Origin of the sequence: Fodinicola feengrottensis (assembly GCF_039530045.1) — a bacterium.
Classification (GTDB): domain Bacteria; phylum Actinomycetota; class Actinomycetes; order Mycobacteriales; family HKI-0501; genus Fodinicola; species Fodinicola feengrottensis.
Window position 1 is genome coordinate 164,710 of the sequence record NZ_BAAANY010000036.1, and the last position, 18,654, is coordinate 183,363.

Annotated in this window: 14 protein-coding genes; 4 read left to right on the forward strand and 10 right to left on the reverse strand. The window is 64.9% G+C overall.

Annotated elements, in window-relative coordinates:
- Positions 1-248: 248 nt before the first annotated feature.
- Entirely contained in the window at positions 249-3,248 is a 3,000-nt protein-coding gene (gene uvrA, locus ABD301_RS34885) for an excinuclease ABC subunit UvrA (RefSeq protein ID WP_344314475.1), read from the forward strand.
- A 70-nt stretch (positions 3,249-3,318) separates the two neighbouring features.
- Here uvrA and ABD301_RS34890 read toward each other — a convergent pair whose 3' ends face one another.
- From ABD301_RS34890 to ABD301_RS34915, 6 genes are all read right to left on the reverse strand, one after another.
- Positions 3,319-5,157 carry a DUF2264 domain-containing protein gene (locus ABD301_RS34890; RefSeq protein WP_344314437.1) on the reverse strand — a complete coding sequence of 613 codons (1,839 nt, stop codon included), beginning with the start codon at positions 5,155-5,157 and terminating at the stop codon, positions 3,319-3,321.
- Positions 5,154-6,110 (reverse strand): hydroxyacid dehydrogenase, encoded by a 957-nt coding sequence (locus ABD301_RS34895; protein WP_344314439.1) that lies wholly within the window; start codon positions 6,108-6,110, stop codon positions 5,154-5,156. Before ABD301_RS34895 ends, ABD301_RS34890 begins: the two co-directional genes overlap by 4 nt.
- 26 nt (positions 6,111-6,136) lie before the next feature.
- Positions 6,137-6,991, reverse strand: coding sequence for a carbohydrate ABC transporter permease (locus tag ABD301_RS34900; RefSeq protein WP_344314440.1), 855 nt, complete (start codon positions 6,989-6,991; stop codon positions 6,137-6,139).
- Positions 6,988-7,962, reverse strand: coding sequence for a carbohydrate ABC transporter permease (locus ABD301_RS34905; RefSeq protein ID WP_344314441.1), 975 nt, complete (start codon positions 7,960-7,962; stop codon positions 6,988-6,990). The genes ABD301_RS34900 and ABD301_RS34905 overlap by 4 nt, the downstream gene beginning before the upstream one ends.
- A 16-nt stretch (positions 7,963-7,978) precedes the next feature.
- Entirely contained in the window at positions 7,979-9,292 is a 1,314-nt protein-coding gene (locus tag ABD301_RS34910) for an ABC transporter substrate-binding protein (protein ID WP_344314442.1), read from the reverse strand.
- A 74-nt stretch (positions 9,293-9,366) separates the two neighbouring features.
- Positions 9,367-10,443 carry a substrate-binding domain-containing protein gene (locus ABD301_RS34915; RefSeq protein WP_344314443.1) on the reverse strand — a complete coding sequence of 359 codons (1,077 nt, stop codon included), beginning with the start codon at positions 10,441-10,443 and terminating at the stop codon, positions 9,367-9,369.
- A 147-nt stretch (positions 10,444-10,590) separates the two neighbouring features.
- Here ABD301_RS34915 and ABD301_RS34920 point away from each other — a divergent pair, with 147 nt between their 5' ends.
- Complete coding sequence (locus tag ABD301_RS34920; protein WP_163567255.1) at positions 10,591-11,172, forward strand: CGNR zinc finger domain-containing protein; 582 nt, start codon at positions 10,591-10,593, stop codon at positions 11,170-11,172.
- Positions 11,173-11,176: 4 nt separating this feature from the next.
- Here the strand turns inward: ABD301_RS34920 and ABD301_RS34925 are convergent, their stop codons facing one another.
- From ABD301_RS34925 to ABD301_RS34940, 4 genes are all read right to left on the reverse strand, one after another.
- Positions 11,177-12,007: an alpha/beta fold hydrolase gene (locus tag ABD301_RS34925; RefSeq protein ID WP_163567158.1), complete on the reverse strand. Its 831-nt coding sequence runs from the start codon at positions 12,005-12,007 to the stop codon at positions 11,177-11,179.
- A 9-nt stretch (positions 12,008-12,016) separates the two neighbouring features.
- Complete coding sequence (locus ABD301_RS34930; RefSeq protein ID WP_163567157.1) at positions 12,017-12,850, reverse strand: helix-turn-helix transcriptional regulator; 834 nt, start codon at positions 12,848-12,850, stop codon at positions 12,017-12,019.
- A 44-nt stretch (positions 12,851-12,894) separates the two neighbouring features.
- Positions 12,895-13,467 carry a hypothetical protein gene (locus ABD301_RS34935; RefSeq protein ID WP_344314444.1) on the reverse strand — a complete coding sequence of 191 codons (573 nt, stop codon included), beginning with the start codon at positions 13,465-13,467 and terminating at the stop codon, positions 12,895-12,897.
- 230 nt (positions 13,468-13,697) lie between these two features.
- A complete protein-coding gene (locus ABD301_RS34940; protein WP_344314445.1) occupies positions 13,698-14,297 on the reverse strand; it encodes a hypothetical protein in 600 nt (199 codons plus the stop codon).
- 98 nt (positions 14,298-14,395) lie between these two features.
- Between ABD301_RS34940 and ABD301_RS34945 the strand changes: the two genes are divergently transcribed.
- Positions 14,396-15,076, forward strand: a complete 681-nt coding sequence (locus ABD301_RS34945) for an HAD family hydrolase (protein ID WP_344314446.1) — start codon at positions 14,396-14,398, stop codon at positions 15,074-15,076.
- A 128-nt stretch (positions 15,077-15,204) separates the two neighbouring features.
- The gene (locus ABD301_RS34950) at positions 15,205-18,630 is read left to right on the forward strand and encodes a phosphodiester glycosidase family protein (RefSeq protein WP_344314447.1); all 3,426 of its coding nucleotides are present in this window, start codon (positions 15,205-15,207) and stop codon (positions 18,628-18,630) included.
- The last annotated feature ends 24 nt before the right edge of the window (positions 18,631-18,654 follow it).

Below are 18,654 nucleotides of genomic sequence, written 5' to 3' on the forward strand. Positions count from 1 at the left end.
GCTTGCGCCAGACGCAAGCAGCGGGGCGTTGCGGACGTTCTGGGAAAACGTCGTACGCATAGTCGCTGGTCGTTGCTGCAGTCGGCCCCGGGTGTGGACATGTGTACGAGGCCGGGATCAAACTGTCATACCTCCCGGTTACATTGGTGCGGGGGACTTCTCGTCCTTGCATCGACATCAGCTTGTACGAACACCAGCCGTATCGACGAGAGAGCGGACACATCGCGGTGGCCGACCAGCTTCAACACCTGAGTGTTCATGGCGCGCGTGAACACAACCTCAAGAACGTCAGCGTGGACCTACCCAGGGACGCGCTGATCGTTTTCACCGGCCTGTCCGGGTCCGGCAAGTCCAGCCTGGCCTTCGACACGATCTTCGCGGAGGGCCAGCGCCGGTACGTGGAGTCCCTGTCGTCGTACGCGCGACAGTTCCTCGGCCAGATGGACAAGCCGGACGTGGACTTCATCGAGGGCCTGTCGCCGGCGGTGTCGATCGACCAGAAGTCCACGAACCGCAACCCGCGCTCGACAGTTGGCACCATCACCGAGGTGTACGACTACCTGCGGCTGCTGTTCGCGCGGGCCGGCGAGGCGCACTGCCCGACCTGTGGTGAGCTGATCAGCAAGCAGACCCCGCAGCAGATCGTCGACCAGATCATGGCGCTTCAGGACGGCACCCGGTTCCAGGTGTTGGCCCCGGTCGTACGAGCTCGCAAGGGTGAGTATTTGGACCTGTTCTCCAGCCTGCAGACGCAGGGTTTCTCGCGGGCCCGGGTCGACGGCGTGGTGCATTCACTGGCCGAGCCGCCGACGCTGAAGAAGCAGGTCAAGCACACGATTGAGGTGGTCATCGACCGGCTCTCGGTGAAGGCCAGCTCCAAGCGCCGGCTGACCGACTCGGTGGAGACCGCGTTGCGGCTGGCCAACGGCATCGTGGTCGCCGAGTTCGTGGACCTGGAGGAAAACGACCCAACTCGCGAGCGGACGTATTCGGAGAAGCTGGCCTGCCCGAACAACCACCCGCTCGGCGTCGAGGAGCTGGAGCCGCGGTCGTTCTCCTTCAACGCTCCGTATGGCGCGTGCCCGGAGTGCAGCGGCATTGGTACGCGCAAGGAGGTCGACGCGGAGCTGCTGGTGCCCGACCCCGAGCAGACCCTCGCCGGTGGCGCCATCCAGCCGTGGGCGACCGGTCACAACATGGAGTATTTCAACCGCCTGCTGGGTGGACTGGGTGACGCACTCGACTTCGATCTGAACACGCCGTGGGAAGAGTTGTCGGCAGGCGCCCAAAAAGCGATTCTTTACGGCCACGAGACGCAGGTCCACGTACGCTACAAGAACCGCTATGGCCGCGAGCGCTCGTATTATGCGTCGTTCGAAGGTGTCGTGCCGTTCATCGAGCGCCGGCACCAGGAAACCGAGAGCGAGTGGAGCAAGGAGCGTTACGAGGGTTACATGCGGGATGTTCCTTGTCCCGTCTGTAAGGGCGCTCGGCTGAAGCCCGAGGTTCTCGCCGTCACCATTGGCGGCCAGAACATTTCCGAAGTCTGCGCGATGTCCATTGACGAATGCGCGGATTTCCTTGGCGCGGTGAAGCTGACCCGCCGCCAGAAGGCGATCGCCGAGCGAGTTCTCAAGGAAATTGGCGAAAGACTGCGGTTCCTGCTCGATGTCGGTTTGGACTACCTGTCGCTGGACCGCCCGGCCGGCACACTGTCCGGTGGTGAGGCGCAACGCATCCGGCTGGCGACCCAAATCGGTTCCGGCCTGGTTGGCGTCCTGTACGTGCTGGACGAGCCGTCGATCGGTCTGCACCAGCGCGACAACCGGCGGCTGATCGAGACTTTGGTACGCCTGCGGGACCTTGGCAACACGTTGATCGTCGTCGAGCATGACGAGGACACCATTCGTACGGCCGACTGGGTGGTCGACATCGGCCCCGGCGCCGGCGAGCACGGCGGCCATGTGGTGGTGTCCGGCTCGGTCGACGATCTGTTGAAGAGCAAGGATTCGCTGACCGGCGCGTATCTGTCGGGCCGGACCGAGATCGCCGTGCCACCGCTGCGCCGGGTGCCGGACCGCAACCGGCAGTTGGTGGTGAAGGGCGCCCGAGAGCACAACCTCAGCGGCATCGACGTGGAGTTTCCGCTCGGTTGCTTCATTTCGGTGACCGGGGTCAGCGGTTCGGGCAAGTCCACCCTGGTCAACGACATCCTGTATTCGGTGCTGGCCAACACCATCAACAGTGCCCGGCTGGTGCCCGGCCGGCACACTCGGGTGAACGGTCTGTCCCTGGTGGACAAGGTGGTGGGCGTCGACCAGTCGCCCATCGGCCGTACGCCCCGGTCCAACCCGGCCACCTACACCGGCGTTTTCGACAATATCCGCAAACTCTTCGCGGAGACCACCGAAGCGAAGGTGCGCGGCTACGGCCCTGGCCGTTTCTCGTTCAACGTCAAGGGCGGTCGCTGTGAGGCATGCTCCGGCGACGGCACGATCAAGATCGAAATGAACTTCCTGCCGGACGTGTACGTGCCGTGTGAGGTTTGCCGGGGCGCCCGCTACAACCGCGAAACCCTGGAAGTTCACTTCAAGGGCAAGAGCATCTCCGAGGTGCTCAACATGCCGATCGAGGAAGCCGCCGAATTTTTCTCAGCCGTACCAGCGATCCGCCGCTATCTGGTCACGCTGGTCGATGTCGGCCTCGGGTACGTACGACTTGGCCAGCCGGCGCCGACCCTGTCCGGCGGCGAGGCGCAGCGCGTCAAACTGGCCAGTGAGTTGCAGAAACGCTCGACCGGCCGGACCGTGTACGTGCTGGACGAACCGACCACCGGTCTGCATTTCGAGGACGTGCGCAAGCTTCTCGGCGTGCTCGACCGGCTGGTCGACGCGGGCAACACGGTGATTGTCATCGAGCACAACCTGGACATCATCAAATCGTCCGACTGGGTCATCGACCTCGGCCCGGAAGGCGGCCGCAACGGCGGCATGGTCGTCGCCGAGGGCACTCCGGAGGAGGTCGCCGAGGTGGCCGCCAGCCACACTGGCCGCTTCCTCCAGCACGTCCTGGAGCCCGCGCCGGCCCCCGGCCGCAAAGCCGTCACCGCCGCCCGCCAACCCAAACGCGCCGTTTCCGCGCCGGCCTCGGCGCCGGCTCCCGCCAAGAAGGCGGCGGCCAAAAAACCCGCTGCCGCGGTGGCAAAAAAGGCGGCTCCGGCTCGTAAACGCCAGCCCGCGAAGCGATAGCCACCGCGAACTCGACGTGTTCGCTGCCGACACACCGTGGTTGACAGCGAAAACGTCGAGTTCGCGAGGGTCAGGGACGGTGGACGACGGTGAGCGGGTCGAAGGCGATGGACGTCCGTGACGTGTCCGGCCACTGGACGCAAATGGTGGAGTTGTCGGCCTTGATCAGGGTGGCTGCCGGCGGGACGGGCTTCGCGCTCAGGGTGGCCAAAGCGGCGTAAAGTCCGCTTCCCTCGCCGACAAGCCGCGGTACGAGTGCCCAGCGAGTGAAAGCCGTGCCCTCCGGTGCTCGTACGTCATCTGTTGAGGTCCAGCCGTGCAGCGGTAGGAGTGTGGACACCAGTGGTTCGTCCGGGCCGGTCGCCCAGCCGGTCTGTTCGACTCCGACGCCGGGTGGAGCGCCTACGACGCGGTGGACTCGTAATTCGTGCGCTCCCACGGCGACGGTGACGCTTTCGATCCGCAGACCAGGAACTGTTGGCGCGCCAGAGCCAAAAACCGGCAGGTGCCAGGAGGCGGCCCAACCCCAGCCATCGCCGTGGGCCGCACCGAGTGGGTGGATGCGGCGGCGGACGCTGCGTACGCCGTCAACGACCACACAAACATGATTGTCGGACACGTTGTGGGTCGACGTTGGGCCGGTACGGGTTGAATAGGCCTGGCGGCCATAGTGCGGATCGTCTTCCTCCGCCAGCTCACCTTCGTGCGGTCGTACGTGGTCGCTGCCGTGGTTGTGCAGTCGTACGATCCCGTCGGTCTGGGTGGTCTGGATGAGCAGACCGGTGGCAGCCAAAGCCAGCACCTGATCCGGGCCTTCGCTGGGCGCGGGTTCCTCGACGGCCGTCCACAGTGGATGTTCGGGCGGTGCGAGGAGGCAGACAAACGCTTTTGAAGCCCAGTAAGGGGAACCGGGACCTGAGTAGCTCTGCAGAGTTGCCGAGTGCGGGCCATGCCAGCCCAGGCTGAGCAGGTCGTCGTCAGTTTTGTCAAGGAAATAACGTAGAGTTCCGCTCAGCAGTCGCCGCGAGGCACCGGGTGTGAGCGGGGTGTGGCCAGTGATCGCACCGAGTGCCACTGCCGCGCCGGCCGCGAAACGGTAGGTCAACGACCGTCCAAAGTGGATTGGCGCGCCATTGGACCCGAAGAGCAAAGAGAAACTCTCCAGATGCTCATGCAACCTCGGCCCCTGCGGGGCGTCTGCGCCCGCCAGGTAGGCGTCGAGCACCGGATAAAGATGCAGCGCCCACCCGTTGTAATGGTCGAAAGCGCGACCATCGCCGTCGGCATACCAGCCCTGGCCGCGATACCAGGTCTCCAGCAGCTCCAGGGCACGGTCGCGGACGCGGGCCGTCTCAGCGTCGCCCCGGCCGACGGATTCCAGGAAACCGGCCACCGTAAAGGGAAAGAGATACCAGTTGTTGGGCGCCGGGATATGTCTGACGGCGCCGCGAAGCCATTCCTCGACGCGGTCCTGCGCATCGCCGTCGAGCCGATCCCACAGCCACGGCCGGGTCAGTCGCAGGCCAAGCGCGACCGAAGCGGACTCGACCATCGGCTGGCCCTGGACGCTGTGGTCCAGGATCAGCGGCCAGGACTCGGCGTCGTCGCGTCCGGGCGTACGAGTGCCGGCGACCAATCCACTCGCGTACCGGTCGAGCCACCCATGCGGGTCGTCTCCGTTGGCGCCAGCGACCCGAAAACCGGCGGCGAGGAACGTACGCGCATAGCCTTCCAGACCGTCCGAGCGAACGCCGCTCCGCGAGGGCGGACCAGGCAGGTCCAGCAGCGCCCCGCGCGGGGTCGTCCAACGCCAGGCCGCTGCTACCAGGCGGTCCGCGGCGGTTTCCCAGTGCTGGCGGGTGTAGCCGGTGAACGGACTCAGGTCCCGGTCGTCGCCAGGGAGTTTCATGCGAGCAGATCCAACCTTTCGCGTTTCACTGGATAAGCGAAGCCGGACCCGGTGGCCCAGCGCTCGATCTCGGCGGCCGCGAGGTCGGCCAGCCGGTCCCACTCGTTTCCCTGGGAGCCGGCGAGATGCGGCGTGATCAGCACGTTTTCGCAATCCCACAAAGGATGTTCCGGCGGCAGGACTTCGGGATCGGTGACATCCAGGATGGCTCGTACGTCCCCCCGCCGAGCCGCCTCGGCGAGCGCGTCCTGATCAACGACCGCACCGCGGGCGGTGTTGAGGAGCACCGCGTCCGGTCGCATCATGCCAATCAACTCGCGGCTGACCAGGCCATGGGTCGTCGAGAGCAGGGGAGTGTGGACGCTGACGAGATCGCTGCGCTCGAACAGTTCTTCGATGCTGACCAGTGGAACGTCGATTTCCCCTTCGAGAACGTACGGATCGTGCAGAAGGAGGTTCAGATCGTACGGGCGCAGTAATTCGATGACGCGTCGGCCGATCAGCGAAGCGGACAGAATGCCGATCGTACGGCCGAAGTTGCCGATGGTCCGTGGCGTACTCAACCATTCTTCGCGTCGCCGGACGGTCTTGTAGTCGCGCGCACGTTCCAGCGCACGTTTGCCGCTCAGGAGAATCATGGCGACCGTGTATTCCGCGACTGGCACCGCATTTGCCGCGGCCGCCGATGAGACCTCGATGCCGCGATCCCAACAGGCTTGGGTGATGTGCGCTCGTACGGACCCGGCCGTGTGCACGACTGCTCGTAGTTTTGGGGCAGCGTCCAGCACAGCCTCGTCGATCGGTGGGCACCCCCAGCCGGTGATAAGGATTTCCAGGTCCTGCAGGCGAGCACCGCGAAAATCGTCTATGACTGGGAGCTGGAGGTCACAGACTTTGTCGAAGGCGGCGAGAGCCCGGTCGTCCAGCACGGCGTCGGCCGCGTTCTGCGCCATCGCGAAAGCAGCGCGTGGGATGGTGGCTATTTGACCGCTCCCGCCGTGAGTCCGGATCGCCAGAATCGTTGCAGGAGAAGAAAGGCGATAACCAGCGGCAGGACGGCGAGCAATGATCCCATGATCACCACCGGATAGTAGTCAGGCGTCACAGTCGCCGAACTGTTCCAGGTGTAGAGCCCGAGACTGACCGGGTAGAGCTTCTGGTCCGACAGCATCATCATGGGCAGGAAGAAGTTGTTCCAGATCGCGGTGAGCTGGAAGAGAAAGATCGTGACCACGCCAGGCCCCAGCATCCTCAGCGCGACTCTGATATATCGAGTCAGCTCGCCGGCGCCGTCCACCCTGGCCGCCTCCAGCACCTCGTCCGGCACATAGCCCTGGCTGAAAATCCGGCCCAGATAGACGCCAAACGGATTGAAGAGTACCGGAATGAACACCGCCCAGAAGGTGTTGACCAGCCCCACAGTGGACGCCATCAGATAGAGCGGAAGTGCCAGCACCGTCTGCGGCACCATCACCGCGGCGAGCACCAGCCCGAAGAGTTTTTCCTTGTGCCGGAACTGGTATTTGTCGAAGGCATAGCCGCACGCGACACTCACCATCGAACTGATCGCAGCGCCGACCACTGCGTAGAGCAGGCTGTTGACGTACCAGCGGCCGTAGATCCCGCTGTCCATGGCGAAAAGATCGGTCAGGTTCTTGACGAAGGAGAAATTGCCGAACGACAGCACGTCACTGCCGAACAGTGCGTCGCTGTTCTTTGACGCGGCCAGAACCAGCCACAACGCAGGCAACAGCGTGTAGAGAACGGCGATGCCGACAACGAGGTTGACGGTGACTCGACCGAGCAGACGGGGACGCAAAACGGCCGTAGTCATCGGGCAATCTCCTGCCGGCGGTCGGTGCGGTTGGACCAGCGGGTGATGCCGTACGACAGCGCGATGGTGCAGATCAGCAGGATCACCGACGCGGCCGCTGCCAGACCGTAGTTGTTGCGGGTGAAGGCAGCGTCGAAAATGTACATGCTGGGGGAGAAACGCGCGCTGATCATCGGAGTCGACTGGCTGAGCAGGACCGGCTCGGTGAAAAGTTGAAGGGCCCAGATCAAGGTGAACATCGCGACCGTGACGATCGCGGAGCGTACCAACGGCGCCTTGACCGAGAGCGCCGTGCGCATCGGACCGGCACCGTCGACAACGGACGCCTCGATCACTTCACGTGGGACGGCTTGCAGGGCGGCATAGAAAATCACCATGTTATAGCCGAGGTTGCTCCACAGCGAGATGTTCACGATCGCTGGTAACACCGTGTGTACGCCCAGAAAGTCGACGGTGATGTTCGCCTTGCCAAGCAGATCGACGACCGGGCTGAGGCCGGGTGTGTAGAGATAGAGCCAAATGATGGCGGCGATGATGCCAGGCACCGCGTGCGGCATGAAGAGTCCGAGCTGGGCCCAGGCCCGCAGACGTACGACACCGGAGTCCAACAGCAGGGCCAGCGCCAGCGCACCGACCACCATCAGCGGAATGTAGAGAAGGCAGTAGGAAACGACAGTGCCGAGGCTGCTGAGAAAGGTCGGGTCGCTGAGCACCGCGAAGTAGCTGCGCAGGCCAACGAAAACTGTCCGGTCTGGCCCGAAGCCGAGGCCCGGCCGGTCTTCGGCGAAGAAGCTCAGCCACAGCGCTGTCCCGACCGGAATCAGGAAGACAACCACGAAGAGCGCGAAGAACGGACCCATCAAAACGCCGCGGGCGAAACGTTCGCCGCGCCGCTTGGTCGCGTGCTTTCGAGTCGTACCCACCAGGCTGGCCGTGCTCGGCGCGGTGGCCGGCGGTGCGGTCGTAGTCAACTGCCCACCCCTCTCCTCAAGTGCTGTATTCGGTGGTGGACAGGCCAAGCGCTCGCAGGTCGGGCATGGTGCCGCTCTGCGCCGCACGCACCGCGTCGATGACCGTTTCCTGGCCAGCGCCGGCCCGGGCCAAACCGTCCTGCATCACCCGTTGAGTGGCGGACATTCGTGGTCCCCAGATCCAGCCGTCGCGGATTTTGTGGGCCTCGTCATCGAAAAGCCGGTAAATGTCCTGGCCACCGTAGTACGAGCGGTTGAAGGCCGCGCGGCCTACCTCCAACAGCCCGGGCACCGCCGGATATTGGCTGCTGGCGCCGCTGGTGAGCCGGGCCCGTAAAGCGGCCGGATCCGATACCTGCCATTCGATGAATTCCATCGCGGCCTCGGGATGCGTGCTGTTTTTGGTGACAGCGAAGGTGGAACCGCCCTGAGTGCCGAGCGCGGGATGCGCGAGATCCCATTGCGGCAGAGGCGCGACGCGCCAGCGACCCTTCTGTGTCGTGTGTGCTTTCATTTGGGCACCCGCGTCCCAGGCGCCGGTCAGCCGTACGAGCACCAAACCCTGGCTGACCTGAGCGTCGAACTGGCGGCCGGTGCCGGCATTGGTGAAAACCAGGCGTTCATCGATGAGCCGCTGCCAGTACGCCGCGATCCGGCGGGTTGGCGCGTCCGCGAGTGAGACGTTCCACGCGCCACCTTTGGTGCCGAACCACTGCGCGCCGGCCTGCCACGCGTACGCGGCGACCTGTTGCGCGCCATCGGTGGGAAAAACGTACAATCGGCGGTTCGGCGCCTTGCTTTTGAGCGTACGCGCCAGTGTTTCGAACTCGTCCCAGGTGCGCGGGACTGTCAGGCCGTACTGGTCAAAGAGATCTTTCCGGTAATGCATCACCATCGGCTCGACATCCAGGGGGACAGTGAAAATCCGGCTGTCGAATGTGGTGAGCCCAAGCGCCTGCGGCAATAGTTTCGCGCGCAGCCGGTCGCTGACCATCGAGCTGAGGTCGCGGGCGACGCCGTCGATCGCGAACCCGGGGACCTGCGGATATTCGATGGTGGCGACATCGGGGGCGTTGCCGGCGCGGGCCGCGTTGCTGAGCTTCGCGTAACCCCCTTGGTCGCCGGACGGGATTTGCTGGAAGACGACCTGGATCTTGTTCTGCGTACGGTTGAACGCGTCGACGACCTGCTTGCTGCCGCGCAGCGCGGACCAGAAGGTGATTTTGGTCGGGCCGCTCCGGGAAGCGGTGCCGCCGGCCTGTGCGCACGCGGCGAGCGGGAGCGCGAGGCTCGCGGTCAGCAGGGAGCGGCGAGTCAGTCGACCGGGCATCGAGGCTCCTCTCGGGTCACTCGAATCCTGATCGGCTGAGCGTTTGGAGTCAAGGGATCGATCAAAAGAGGGTTCTAATCGGTCAAACGATCAGTCGAGGCGCGGACCTTGAGTTCCGGTAGGAGCTGCAGTCGCTGCGGCCGGCCGACCTTACCGTCCAGCCGGCGCAGCAGAAGTTCCGCCGCCACCTGTCCCACCTCGGCTTTGGGTGGCGCGATCGCGGTCAGCGGGGTGCTGCCGAGGGCGGCGACCACGTCGTCGTACGCCACGACCGAACAGTCCTGCGGCACTCGTACGCCACTGTCGGCGAGTTGCTGGACAAGCATTAGCGCGTCGACGTCGCCGTGCAGAATCGCACCGGTGGCCTGGTGTTTGGCCAGGATTTCAGCGAGCGGCGGGAGCGGGCCGTCGACCGGATCGGGGCTGGCGTTGGGAGAACTCAGCACGATTGTCCAGCCGTCGATTGCCGGATGCGCCGCCGCGATCTCCGCAAACGCTGTTCGCAATGCGCGTGCGGTCGGGCTGTCGTCGCGGGCGGCCAGCACGATCCGCCGATGGCCGAGCGAGACGAGGTGGTCGACCGCGAGGTGTATTCCGTACCAGTGATCGGAGCAGACCGAGTCGACCGCGTGTAATGCGCTGCCCGGCCGCGGCCGGCGTTCCATGATCACCGCCGGCACGCGCAAGCCCGCTAACCAGCCATAATCGGCTTCTTCGAGATCAGCGGTCCGCCAGCGCGGCGCGATCAGCAGCCCCCGTACGTCGCCGGCGAGCGCTCGCTCCACGATGGGCCGTTCGGCGGCCGGGACCTGTGGCGCGATGTGCAACGCGACCCGTACGCCCGCCTCATCGAGCGCTGTCCGCGCCCCATGCACCGCCTCGTACAAGTAGGTGTGCCGCTCGGGCACCACGAGGACGACCGCTCCGTCGGTGTTCGTGATCGTTTGCGCTTCCGGCTCCGTCGGCGCGAGCGAGCGGGCCACCCCGTGTCCGCGCCGCAGCTTGCCGGCCCGCGCCAGCTGCTCCACGTCCCGGCGTACGGTAACTATCGAAACACCCAGCTCAGCGGCCAGATCGCTGACCTTCACCGCGCCCCGGGCGAACACCACGGCGAGGATCCGCTGCCGCCTAACCGCGCTCGTTTCCCGCATCCAGCCCGCCCCGATGTCCGTTTGATCGTTTCGCCCGCAGTCTAACTCGACGTTCCGGTAGTCAACACGCCGACGATGAGGACGAAAACGTCGAGTTCGTGGTGCGGCCGGCTTGCGACAGAGGCGTAGGTGTCATGCTTGCGTACAATGGTGGATGTGACGTGGGTGGCGAACGATCGGTATGGGCTGGGGTACGCGCCTCGCGGGCTGGTGTTCGTGCAGGAGTTGCTCAACACCCGGCCGGTGCGGCCGGGGTCTTCGGCGGACCTGTTGGCGACGGACGAAGACGCGCAGCGCTGGCTGGCTGGCGCGCTGGCTGAGCGGATCGCTCTGCGGGCTGGCGACGCCGCGAAGCTGCGGGATTTTCGGGCGACCGTACGGGCGGTCCTCGAGCACAACACGGACGTACCTGCTGTTGGCTCAGTGGCGCTCGCGGCCCGGATGGAAGCGGGCGGCGAGGTGACGCTGGAGCCGCGTGGCGAGGGTTGGCGGCGGGTCGCTTCTCTTGTGCTGTTGGAGATTTTCGTGGCGCAGCGGTTGGATACGTGGCGAAGGCTCAAAATCTGCCGGAACGATCCGTGTCAGGTGGCGTTCTACGATCGGTCGCGCAACAACAGCGCGGTGTGGCACAATGCGCGGATTTGTGCCAACGCGGTGAATCTTCGAGCGTCCCGGGCGAGACAGCGGACCCAGCGAGCCGCCGGTGCCCGGTTGGACACCGGCCACTGATCCGCTATTCGGCGGGGTGCTCGTCGGCCCAACTGGTGACCAGTTTTCCGTACTCCTGCGATGCTTCCTCCCAGACGAAATGACCACTGTCGACCAGCCGTGCGACCGCGTTCGGCAGTCTGGCGGCCAGGAATTCGCCGTTCTCGGGCGGAACAACGGGGTCTTTCCGGCCGGAGATGATCTGCACCGGGGTGCTGATTTCGGATAGCTTGCTGGCCAGAATCGGCAGCTCGGCAGCGTATCGCCGAACGAAGGCGGACGATTCGACGAACCCGTCGCCCTCGTACGAGAGCAGGTAGTCCTCACGAATCTCCGCCGGCAACCGAGGCTCGATCGCGTCGAGCGCGGGACTCAGGATTGCCCGAGAATCCTGCGCTCGCAGGCCGTCGAGGTCCGGCGCCTCGATGATGTCTTTGAGAATTCCGGTGACATTCAGTGGTACGGATGCGCCGCCGCTGCCGATCGTGATCGTCGCGAACGTGCCGGGCCGCGCCAGCTCGGCGAAAAGGCTCGCACTCGTACCGACATCAGGGCCGACCAGATGTGGCTTGACAAGACCAAAACTGTCGACCACGGAAATCAGGAAGCGACCCATCGCCTGCGGTGAATACAGCTCCGCGCGTCGCTCGGACTGGCCGAAGCCGGGCAGGTCGATCGCCACCACATGGGCGTCCTGCGCCAACTGGTTCCAGATCGGATGGAAGGCGTAAAGGCTTTCCGGCCACGGGTTGGTGAGCAGGAAGGTTCGGCTGGCGCCGCGGCCGCTTTCCGCGTAGCGAATGCGCAAACCGTCGATTTCTCGGAATTCGGGAACGAGAACGAAGGTCTCGGACATCGTGGACTCCTATGACTCGCGTGGGGATCTTGTCGGTACTAACGCGAGATCCGCGACTGGCAGTCCCCCTGAGGCTGGTAAAGCATTTACCACCTTCACGGGTGTGTAGATGACGACCCGTACGTCACCTAACTCGATCGGCAGAATGTCACAGTGGTAATCGTCGATGCCGATCGTCTTTCGCTCGCCGTAATACGCGGCGACTCGCTGCGCCCTCCACAGGTCCTGGAATCTCTCGCTGCTGTCGTTGAGTCGTGCCACCAGGGCCGCGAGTTCCTGGTCATGTGGATACTTTCCATAACTGCGTCGGAGATCGGCAACCAGCGCTTCCTCGAAGCCGGATTCTTCTTTGCTGGTCCGCACGATTCTGCTCGGCAGGCCGGCGAAATGCCGCCAGGCGATGTTGCGCTCCTGCTCAGCGCGAGCCAGTGGATCCCCCAACAGGTCCGTCCAGCCGGCGTTGGTGGCCATTGGATCCCACCTCGCGTTGAAAACCGCGACCGCTGCGTCGATGTGGTCGAGGAGCCGTCGTACGGACGGTGGCAGGACGCTGGGGAGTGCGGCCGGCAGGGCTCGCCCGGCCAGCCGGAACAGATGCGCCCGCTCCGGGTCCGACAACCGAAGTGCTCTCGCCAACGTGGTCAACACCTGCGGCGATGGCGTCGCCGCGCGTCCCTGCTCCAGCAGAACGACATAGTCCACGGAGATCCCGGCCAGCCGCGCGACCTCGTCGCGCCGCAGCCCGGGCGTACGCCGGCGTGGCTCTGCTTTGAGTCCAGCCTCGGCCGGCGACAGCCGGTCACGCCAGGCGCGGAGAGCGGCTCCGAGCTCGTTGACGGTCATGGCGGCCACCTCCAATAGACATAAGCATACTCTCCATGCTTATGTCAGGGGGCGACAAGTTGGGAACGGGCCTGCTTGACCGTGTAGAGCGTGTTGTTGGTGAGGTTCAGCGGGTCCAAGATGCCGCCGGTGTTACCGGAGCCGGTCCACGAGATGGTCCACGTGACGGTCGCGGTGATTTTGAAGGCCGCTGAGGTCGATTTGTACGTGTGCCCGCAAGTGGGCGAGCCGCGTAGACCCTGGGACGGGTCGGTGAGCGGGGTGCCTCTCCCCTGACAGGAAATCGCCGTGCCGTCGCCGAAAGACCAGCTGGATTTTGTTGGCGTGGCCACGACAGTGACCCAGATCTGGCCGAGCGTGGTGTGCTGGGTGAGCGGCTTCCACGTCGTACCGATCCACAGCCACATCGGCGCGCCGGTCAGGCCGCCCCTCATACCGTCGGCGTACGTCGTGAAGGGCCGGATCTGCAGGTCCGGCCTGGGGATCGGCAGCTGGTTCGCCACTTCCTGCGCCAGCCCGGCAGTGCTGATCAAAGGCCCCCGACCACCGGTCGCTGGATCGCCACAGTTCACGTCCAGCCGCTTCTGCTCTTCCGGATTCCCCCCAATATCCGTCACCCGACAAAACGGCGAAACATATGCGGGGGTCGTCGCTCCGTTATTGCCGCTTTGTCTGGCAGCTTGACTGTGTGAGTCATTTTGTCGGCCTGGGAGGCGCTCGTCAGTATTGACGAATGCTCCTTGGCCACCTGTGACAACGCGAGGTGGTTGCGGTGGCGGATCACGGCGGTGAATATTCGAAGCGTGACTGATTAATATCAAGACTAGAGTGCCTGCCGTCAGGAATCTCAGCATTTTTGGCCCTTGGCAGATGTTCCGCTGACCTTCCAGACGTTCTTCTCGGACTTCAGCGTGAAGAGAAGGACCTCCCGTGGGACACCGCGTGTCAGTTGCCGATTTGTCTTCTTGTCGAAAAGTCCGCCCTTAGTCGAGTCCACACACGTATTCGCAAGGGCTGTCGATCCGCTGCGTTGGATCGTAAGGCTAATGATTTGCTCTTCGACTCGTTGTTCTTGATTCTGTTGATCAAGTGCGGACATTTGGTTGAGGTAGATGCCGATTGCCGGTTCCATGGCGACGGGTTCGAGCAAACCTCGCCGACGGCTAGCCGGTGCGACATATGCCTGCGGAAGTGCCTTCGTGATGAACGATCTGGTTTGCGCGTCGATTTGTTCTTCCGCGGTGCCGGTGGTGACGGCTACGGGGGGAGTGAGGGACGGGCTAGGTGAGGTGCTGGGGGTGGGGTTGCCGCCCGAGCTGGTGCTGGGAGCGGGCGGGAGGCCGCCGGGCTGGGTGGGTTTCCCGCAGGCGGTTGCGGCTCCCAACGCCAGGCCGGCCAGCGCTACGACAGCAACGATCCGGACAAGTCGCTTAAAATGCCCCGTCATGGTGAATAAGGGTAGCCGAATCTGCTACCGCGTGGCGACGCTCTGTGCATACTCCGAAGAGAGACGGCTTGATCGATGAAGGAGTACGCTCCGTAGCTGTGGAATCTGCCAAGAAGCGGCCGAAGGTCGTGTTCTTCGACGTCTTCGAAACTCTGCTCTCTCTCGAACCGTTGCGTGACCGGATCGTGGAGGTGGGTCAGCCGGCGCACCTGCTGGAGCTGTTCTTCGCTCGTACGCTCCGAGATGGCATGGCGTTGACCCTGGCCGGCACGTACGAGACCTTCGGTGCGGTCGCGCGCTCGGCGTTGGCGCAGGCCAGCGGGTGGGTGCTCGAGGACGACCAGATCGAGTACGTGGTGAGCGGTTTCGCCGAGCTGCCGATCCATAAGGACGTGACCCCAGCGCTTGACCTGCTGGCGGACGCGGGCGTACGAGCGAGGGCGTTCACCCATGGCCAGACCGAGGTGGTGGCCAGCGCGCTGCGCAAGGCCGGCGTGTACGAGCGGTTCACCGGCGTGATGTCGTCGGCTGACGTGCACACGTGGAAGCCGCCGCGGCCGGCCTATCTGTACGCGTGTGCGACCGCTGGCGTCCAGCCGCACCAGGCGGCTCTGGTCGCGGCGCATTCGTGGGACACCCACGGCGCTGGCCGGGCCGGCCTGACCACCGGGTTCGTGACCAGGCTCGAAGGCCGGGTCCCGCCCATTGTGGACACTCCGGACGTGGTGGCCGAGCGGCTGGACGAAGTCGTCGCCGGACTTTTGACACTGCCACAGTAATCCAGACCGCATCAGGTCATGTAATTACCTTACGGTGGCCGTCTGTTATGTAGTCAGAAACCTCCTGGACGCCCTAGGGTGTTGAGCTGTCGACCGGCGTTTGCCCAGCTCAACCGGAGGAGTACGAGTTGTCCGCTCGATCCCGTTTGACCCTACGAGTGGCGACCGCGTCGGCACTCGTAGCGAGCCTTCTGGTCGCCGTGCCGGCGAGCGCGCAAACCGCCACCGCTTCCGACCGGAGCTGGCTGCCGAAAACCCCGCCCGGCTGGCAGCTGGTCGTCGACCAGAGCCGGACGCCCAGCACCACGATCACCAAGGGCGTCGAGCAGTACGGCGAAACGTACGACACCATCGACGGCCGGCAGCGCAGCCAGGTGCTGGACGTGAACCTCGCGGACCCGAATGTGCACATCGGCATGGTCGCGAACGATGACCGGATCACCGACCCGGCCAACGAGACGATCAGCTCGATGGCTGCGCGTACGCACGCGATCGCCGGCGTCAACGGCGACTACTTCGACATCAACGCGAGTGGCGCGCCCCGCGGCGCGCTGATCCGCGACGGCAACATCGTGAAAAGCCCGCGGCCGAACTACAACGCGCAGTTGGGCGTACGGCCGGATGGCTCAATGGTGATTGGCCCGCAGGCCTACACGGCGACGGTTACCGACGGTACGAACACGCACGCGGTCACGTCCATCAACGTGGTTGGCGATCTGATCGGTGGCGGGATCACCCGGGTGACCAACGGTCTCGGGCTCACCGACCGTGCGCCGGGCACCACCAGCCTGCCACCGTCCACATTGGTCGTGGGGCATGGCGACACGTCCGGTTTTGTGGTCGACAGCGTACAAACCGGCCTGAAGGTGTTGCCGGCGCTGACCGCCGACCAGCAGGGGCTCGCGGGTGCTGGCGCCGGCGGCGACTGGTTGGCGGCAACCGTGAAGGCTGGCGACAAGCTGACGGTCAGCCAGAAAATCGCGCCGGACAACGACTTGACCGGTCTGATCAGCGGCGCGACTCAGCTGGTCAAAGACGGCAAGGCGTATGTCGACCCGACTGGCGAACCACCGGGCGGCAACAATCCCACCCGTAACCCGGAAACCGCGGTTGGCCTGAGCAAGGACGGCAAGCACGCGCTGGTCGTGGTCATCGACGGGCGCGGCGCGGACAACCAGGCAGTGGGCGTCACGCCGACCGTGGCGGCCGGCTATTTTGTCGCCCACGGCGTGGATTCGGCGATCCTGTTCGATGGCGGCGGCTCCAGCGAAATGATCGCCCGGCGGCCCGGCGAGACCACTCCGGCGATCATGAACAATCCATCCGACGGTCACGAGCGCAATGTCGCGAACGGCATTTTCGTGTACACGACCGAGAAGTCGGCCAGCCAGGCCCGGCAGGTCGTCATCAACGGTGGCAAGCCGGTGGTCACCGTGCCCAACGCGTCCGTGCCACTCAAGGTGTACGCGACGGACAGTGCCGGAAACCCTGCCACCGGTACGAACGATGTCACCGTCGTCCCGTCTTGGATTGCCTCGTACGAAAACGGCACGTTGACAGCGCACAGTGCCGGCACCGCGGTGATCGTTGCCCGGAACGGATATGCCACCAGCGTGCAGACGGTAAGGGTCACCGACAGTCTCAGCTCGCTGGCGGTTTCGCCGCCCGCACCGGATATCGCGAATGGCGACAAGGTCACCTTCACGTTGTCCGGCAAGAGCGGCTCCACCGACGTGCAGGTGCCGGCCGAGGCGGCGAAATGGGCCGTGACACCGGCAAATCTTGGCACGATCGACGCCCACGGCGTCTTGACGGCCGGAGCCGCTGACGGCGGAATGGCGACCGTGACGGCGACTCTTGGTGGGAAGACCGCGACCGCGAGTGTGGCGGTTGGCGGCGAGTCGCACCACATCGCCGACACCGCCGACGCGAGCGCGTGGAGCCTGCGCAACACCACGACCGCGGACGCCACTTTCACGAACGCTCCCGGCGATGTGCCGCCCGGTTCGTCGGCGGTCGGCTCGATGCAGGTGGCCTATTCGATTCCGCGGTCTCCTGGCGTGAAACAGCTGGTGCTGAGCCCGAAAGTGACGCTGAGCGCGCCGGCCGACGCGAACGGCCGGGCTCCCACGTCGATCGGTGTGTGGGTGAAGGGCGACGGCAAGGGCATTGACTTCGCCGCGAAACTGGTCGGCGCGGATGGTACGTCGGCCACCCTCTATCCGACTTTCATCACCTTTACCGGCTGGAAACGGGTCAACATTCCAGTGCCGAGCACCATGCCGGCGCCGATCAGCGTGAACTTCCTTGATTTCCTGCAGATCGCGCAGGCCGACGAGCCGTACAGCGGCACGCTCACCGTCGGCGGCCTGGACGCACTCTATTCACCGCGGCCGATCGTGACGCCGCCGTACGTGGCGGTGCCAAATAACCCGTCTTGGCTGCGGTTCGAGGAGAACGCGGGCGACTTCTCCCACGATGGCACCACGATTCTGACCGGTGACGACGCGCATATGCTGGCGTCTACCCCGAATTCGGCCAGTGCCAACGTGATGGCGGCGATTGCCCAGCGGGTGCCGCGGCTGCCGGCGAACGCCAAACCGGCGATGGCGCAGTTCCTCGGAGACATGTCCGACAACGGTGACCTGCCGAATTTGCAGTACGCCAACAGCAAAATGCAGGCGATCGGCGTCCCGTATCGCGACGCGGTCGGCAACCACGAGATCACCCAGGGCGCGGTGCCGGAGAACCAGAACTTCACCAAGGTCTTCGGCGACACGCATTACGCGTACCAGCAGGGAAGCGCGCAGGTGATCGTCACCGACAGCTCGCACATCGGCATCCAGAAATCGGATCCGTTCCAGGTGCCGAACGAGCCGCAGTTTCCCTGGCTGGTCCAGCAGTTGACCACCTCCAAGGCCAAAGCGATCGTGGTCGTCACGCACACTCCGGCGTACGACCCGCATGAGGCCAAGGACAGCCAGTTCAGCCGCAGCTGGGAGGCTCGCGAATACGTCCGCCTGGTGCAGCGCTACATCCAAACGCACCCGGGCAAAAACGTGGTGATGGTGTACGGGCATGCCCGCGGCTTCTCCGAGCAAATCCTTGACCCGGACGGAAATGCCACCGATGTCGCGCACGGTGGGGTTCCGCAGCTGACCTTCGCGGACCTCGGCATGCCGGCGTACGCGCCGTCCAACCAGGGCGGTTTCTATCATTTCGGCCTGCTGCACACCTCGCCGTCCGGGACCATCCAGTTCAGCGTCGAGCCGGTGCTGTCGCAGATCGCGGTGACGGCGCCGACCGGGCCGCTGGCCGTACGCAAGACGCTGCGGCTGAGCGCGACCGGCACGGCCGTGGGCGGCGACAACCTGCCGCCGCTGACGTTGCCGATCGCCGATCCGGCCTCGCACGTCTGGTCGTCGTCGGCGTCATGGATCGCCTCGGTGGACGAGCGGACCGGGGTGGTCACCGGCCGGCACGCTGGTACGGCCACGATCTCGGTCACCAGCGGTGGGGTCACCGCCACGACCACGGTGACCGTTAACGGCTAGTCGCGTACGAAACGGCGCCGGAAC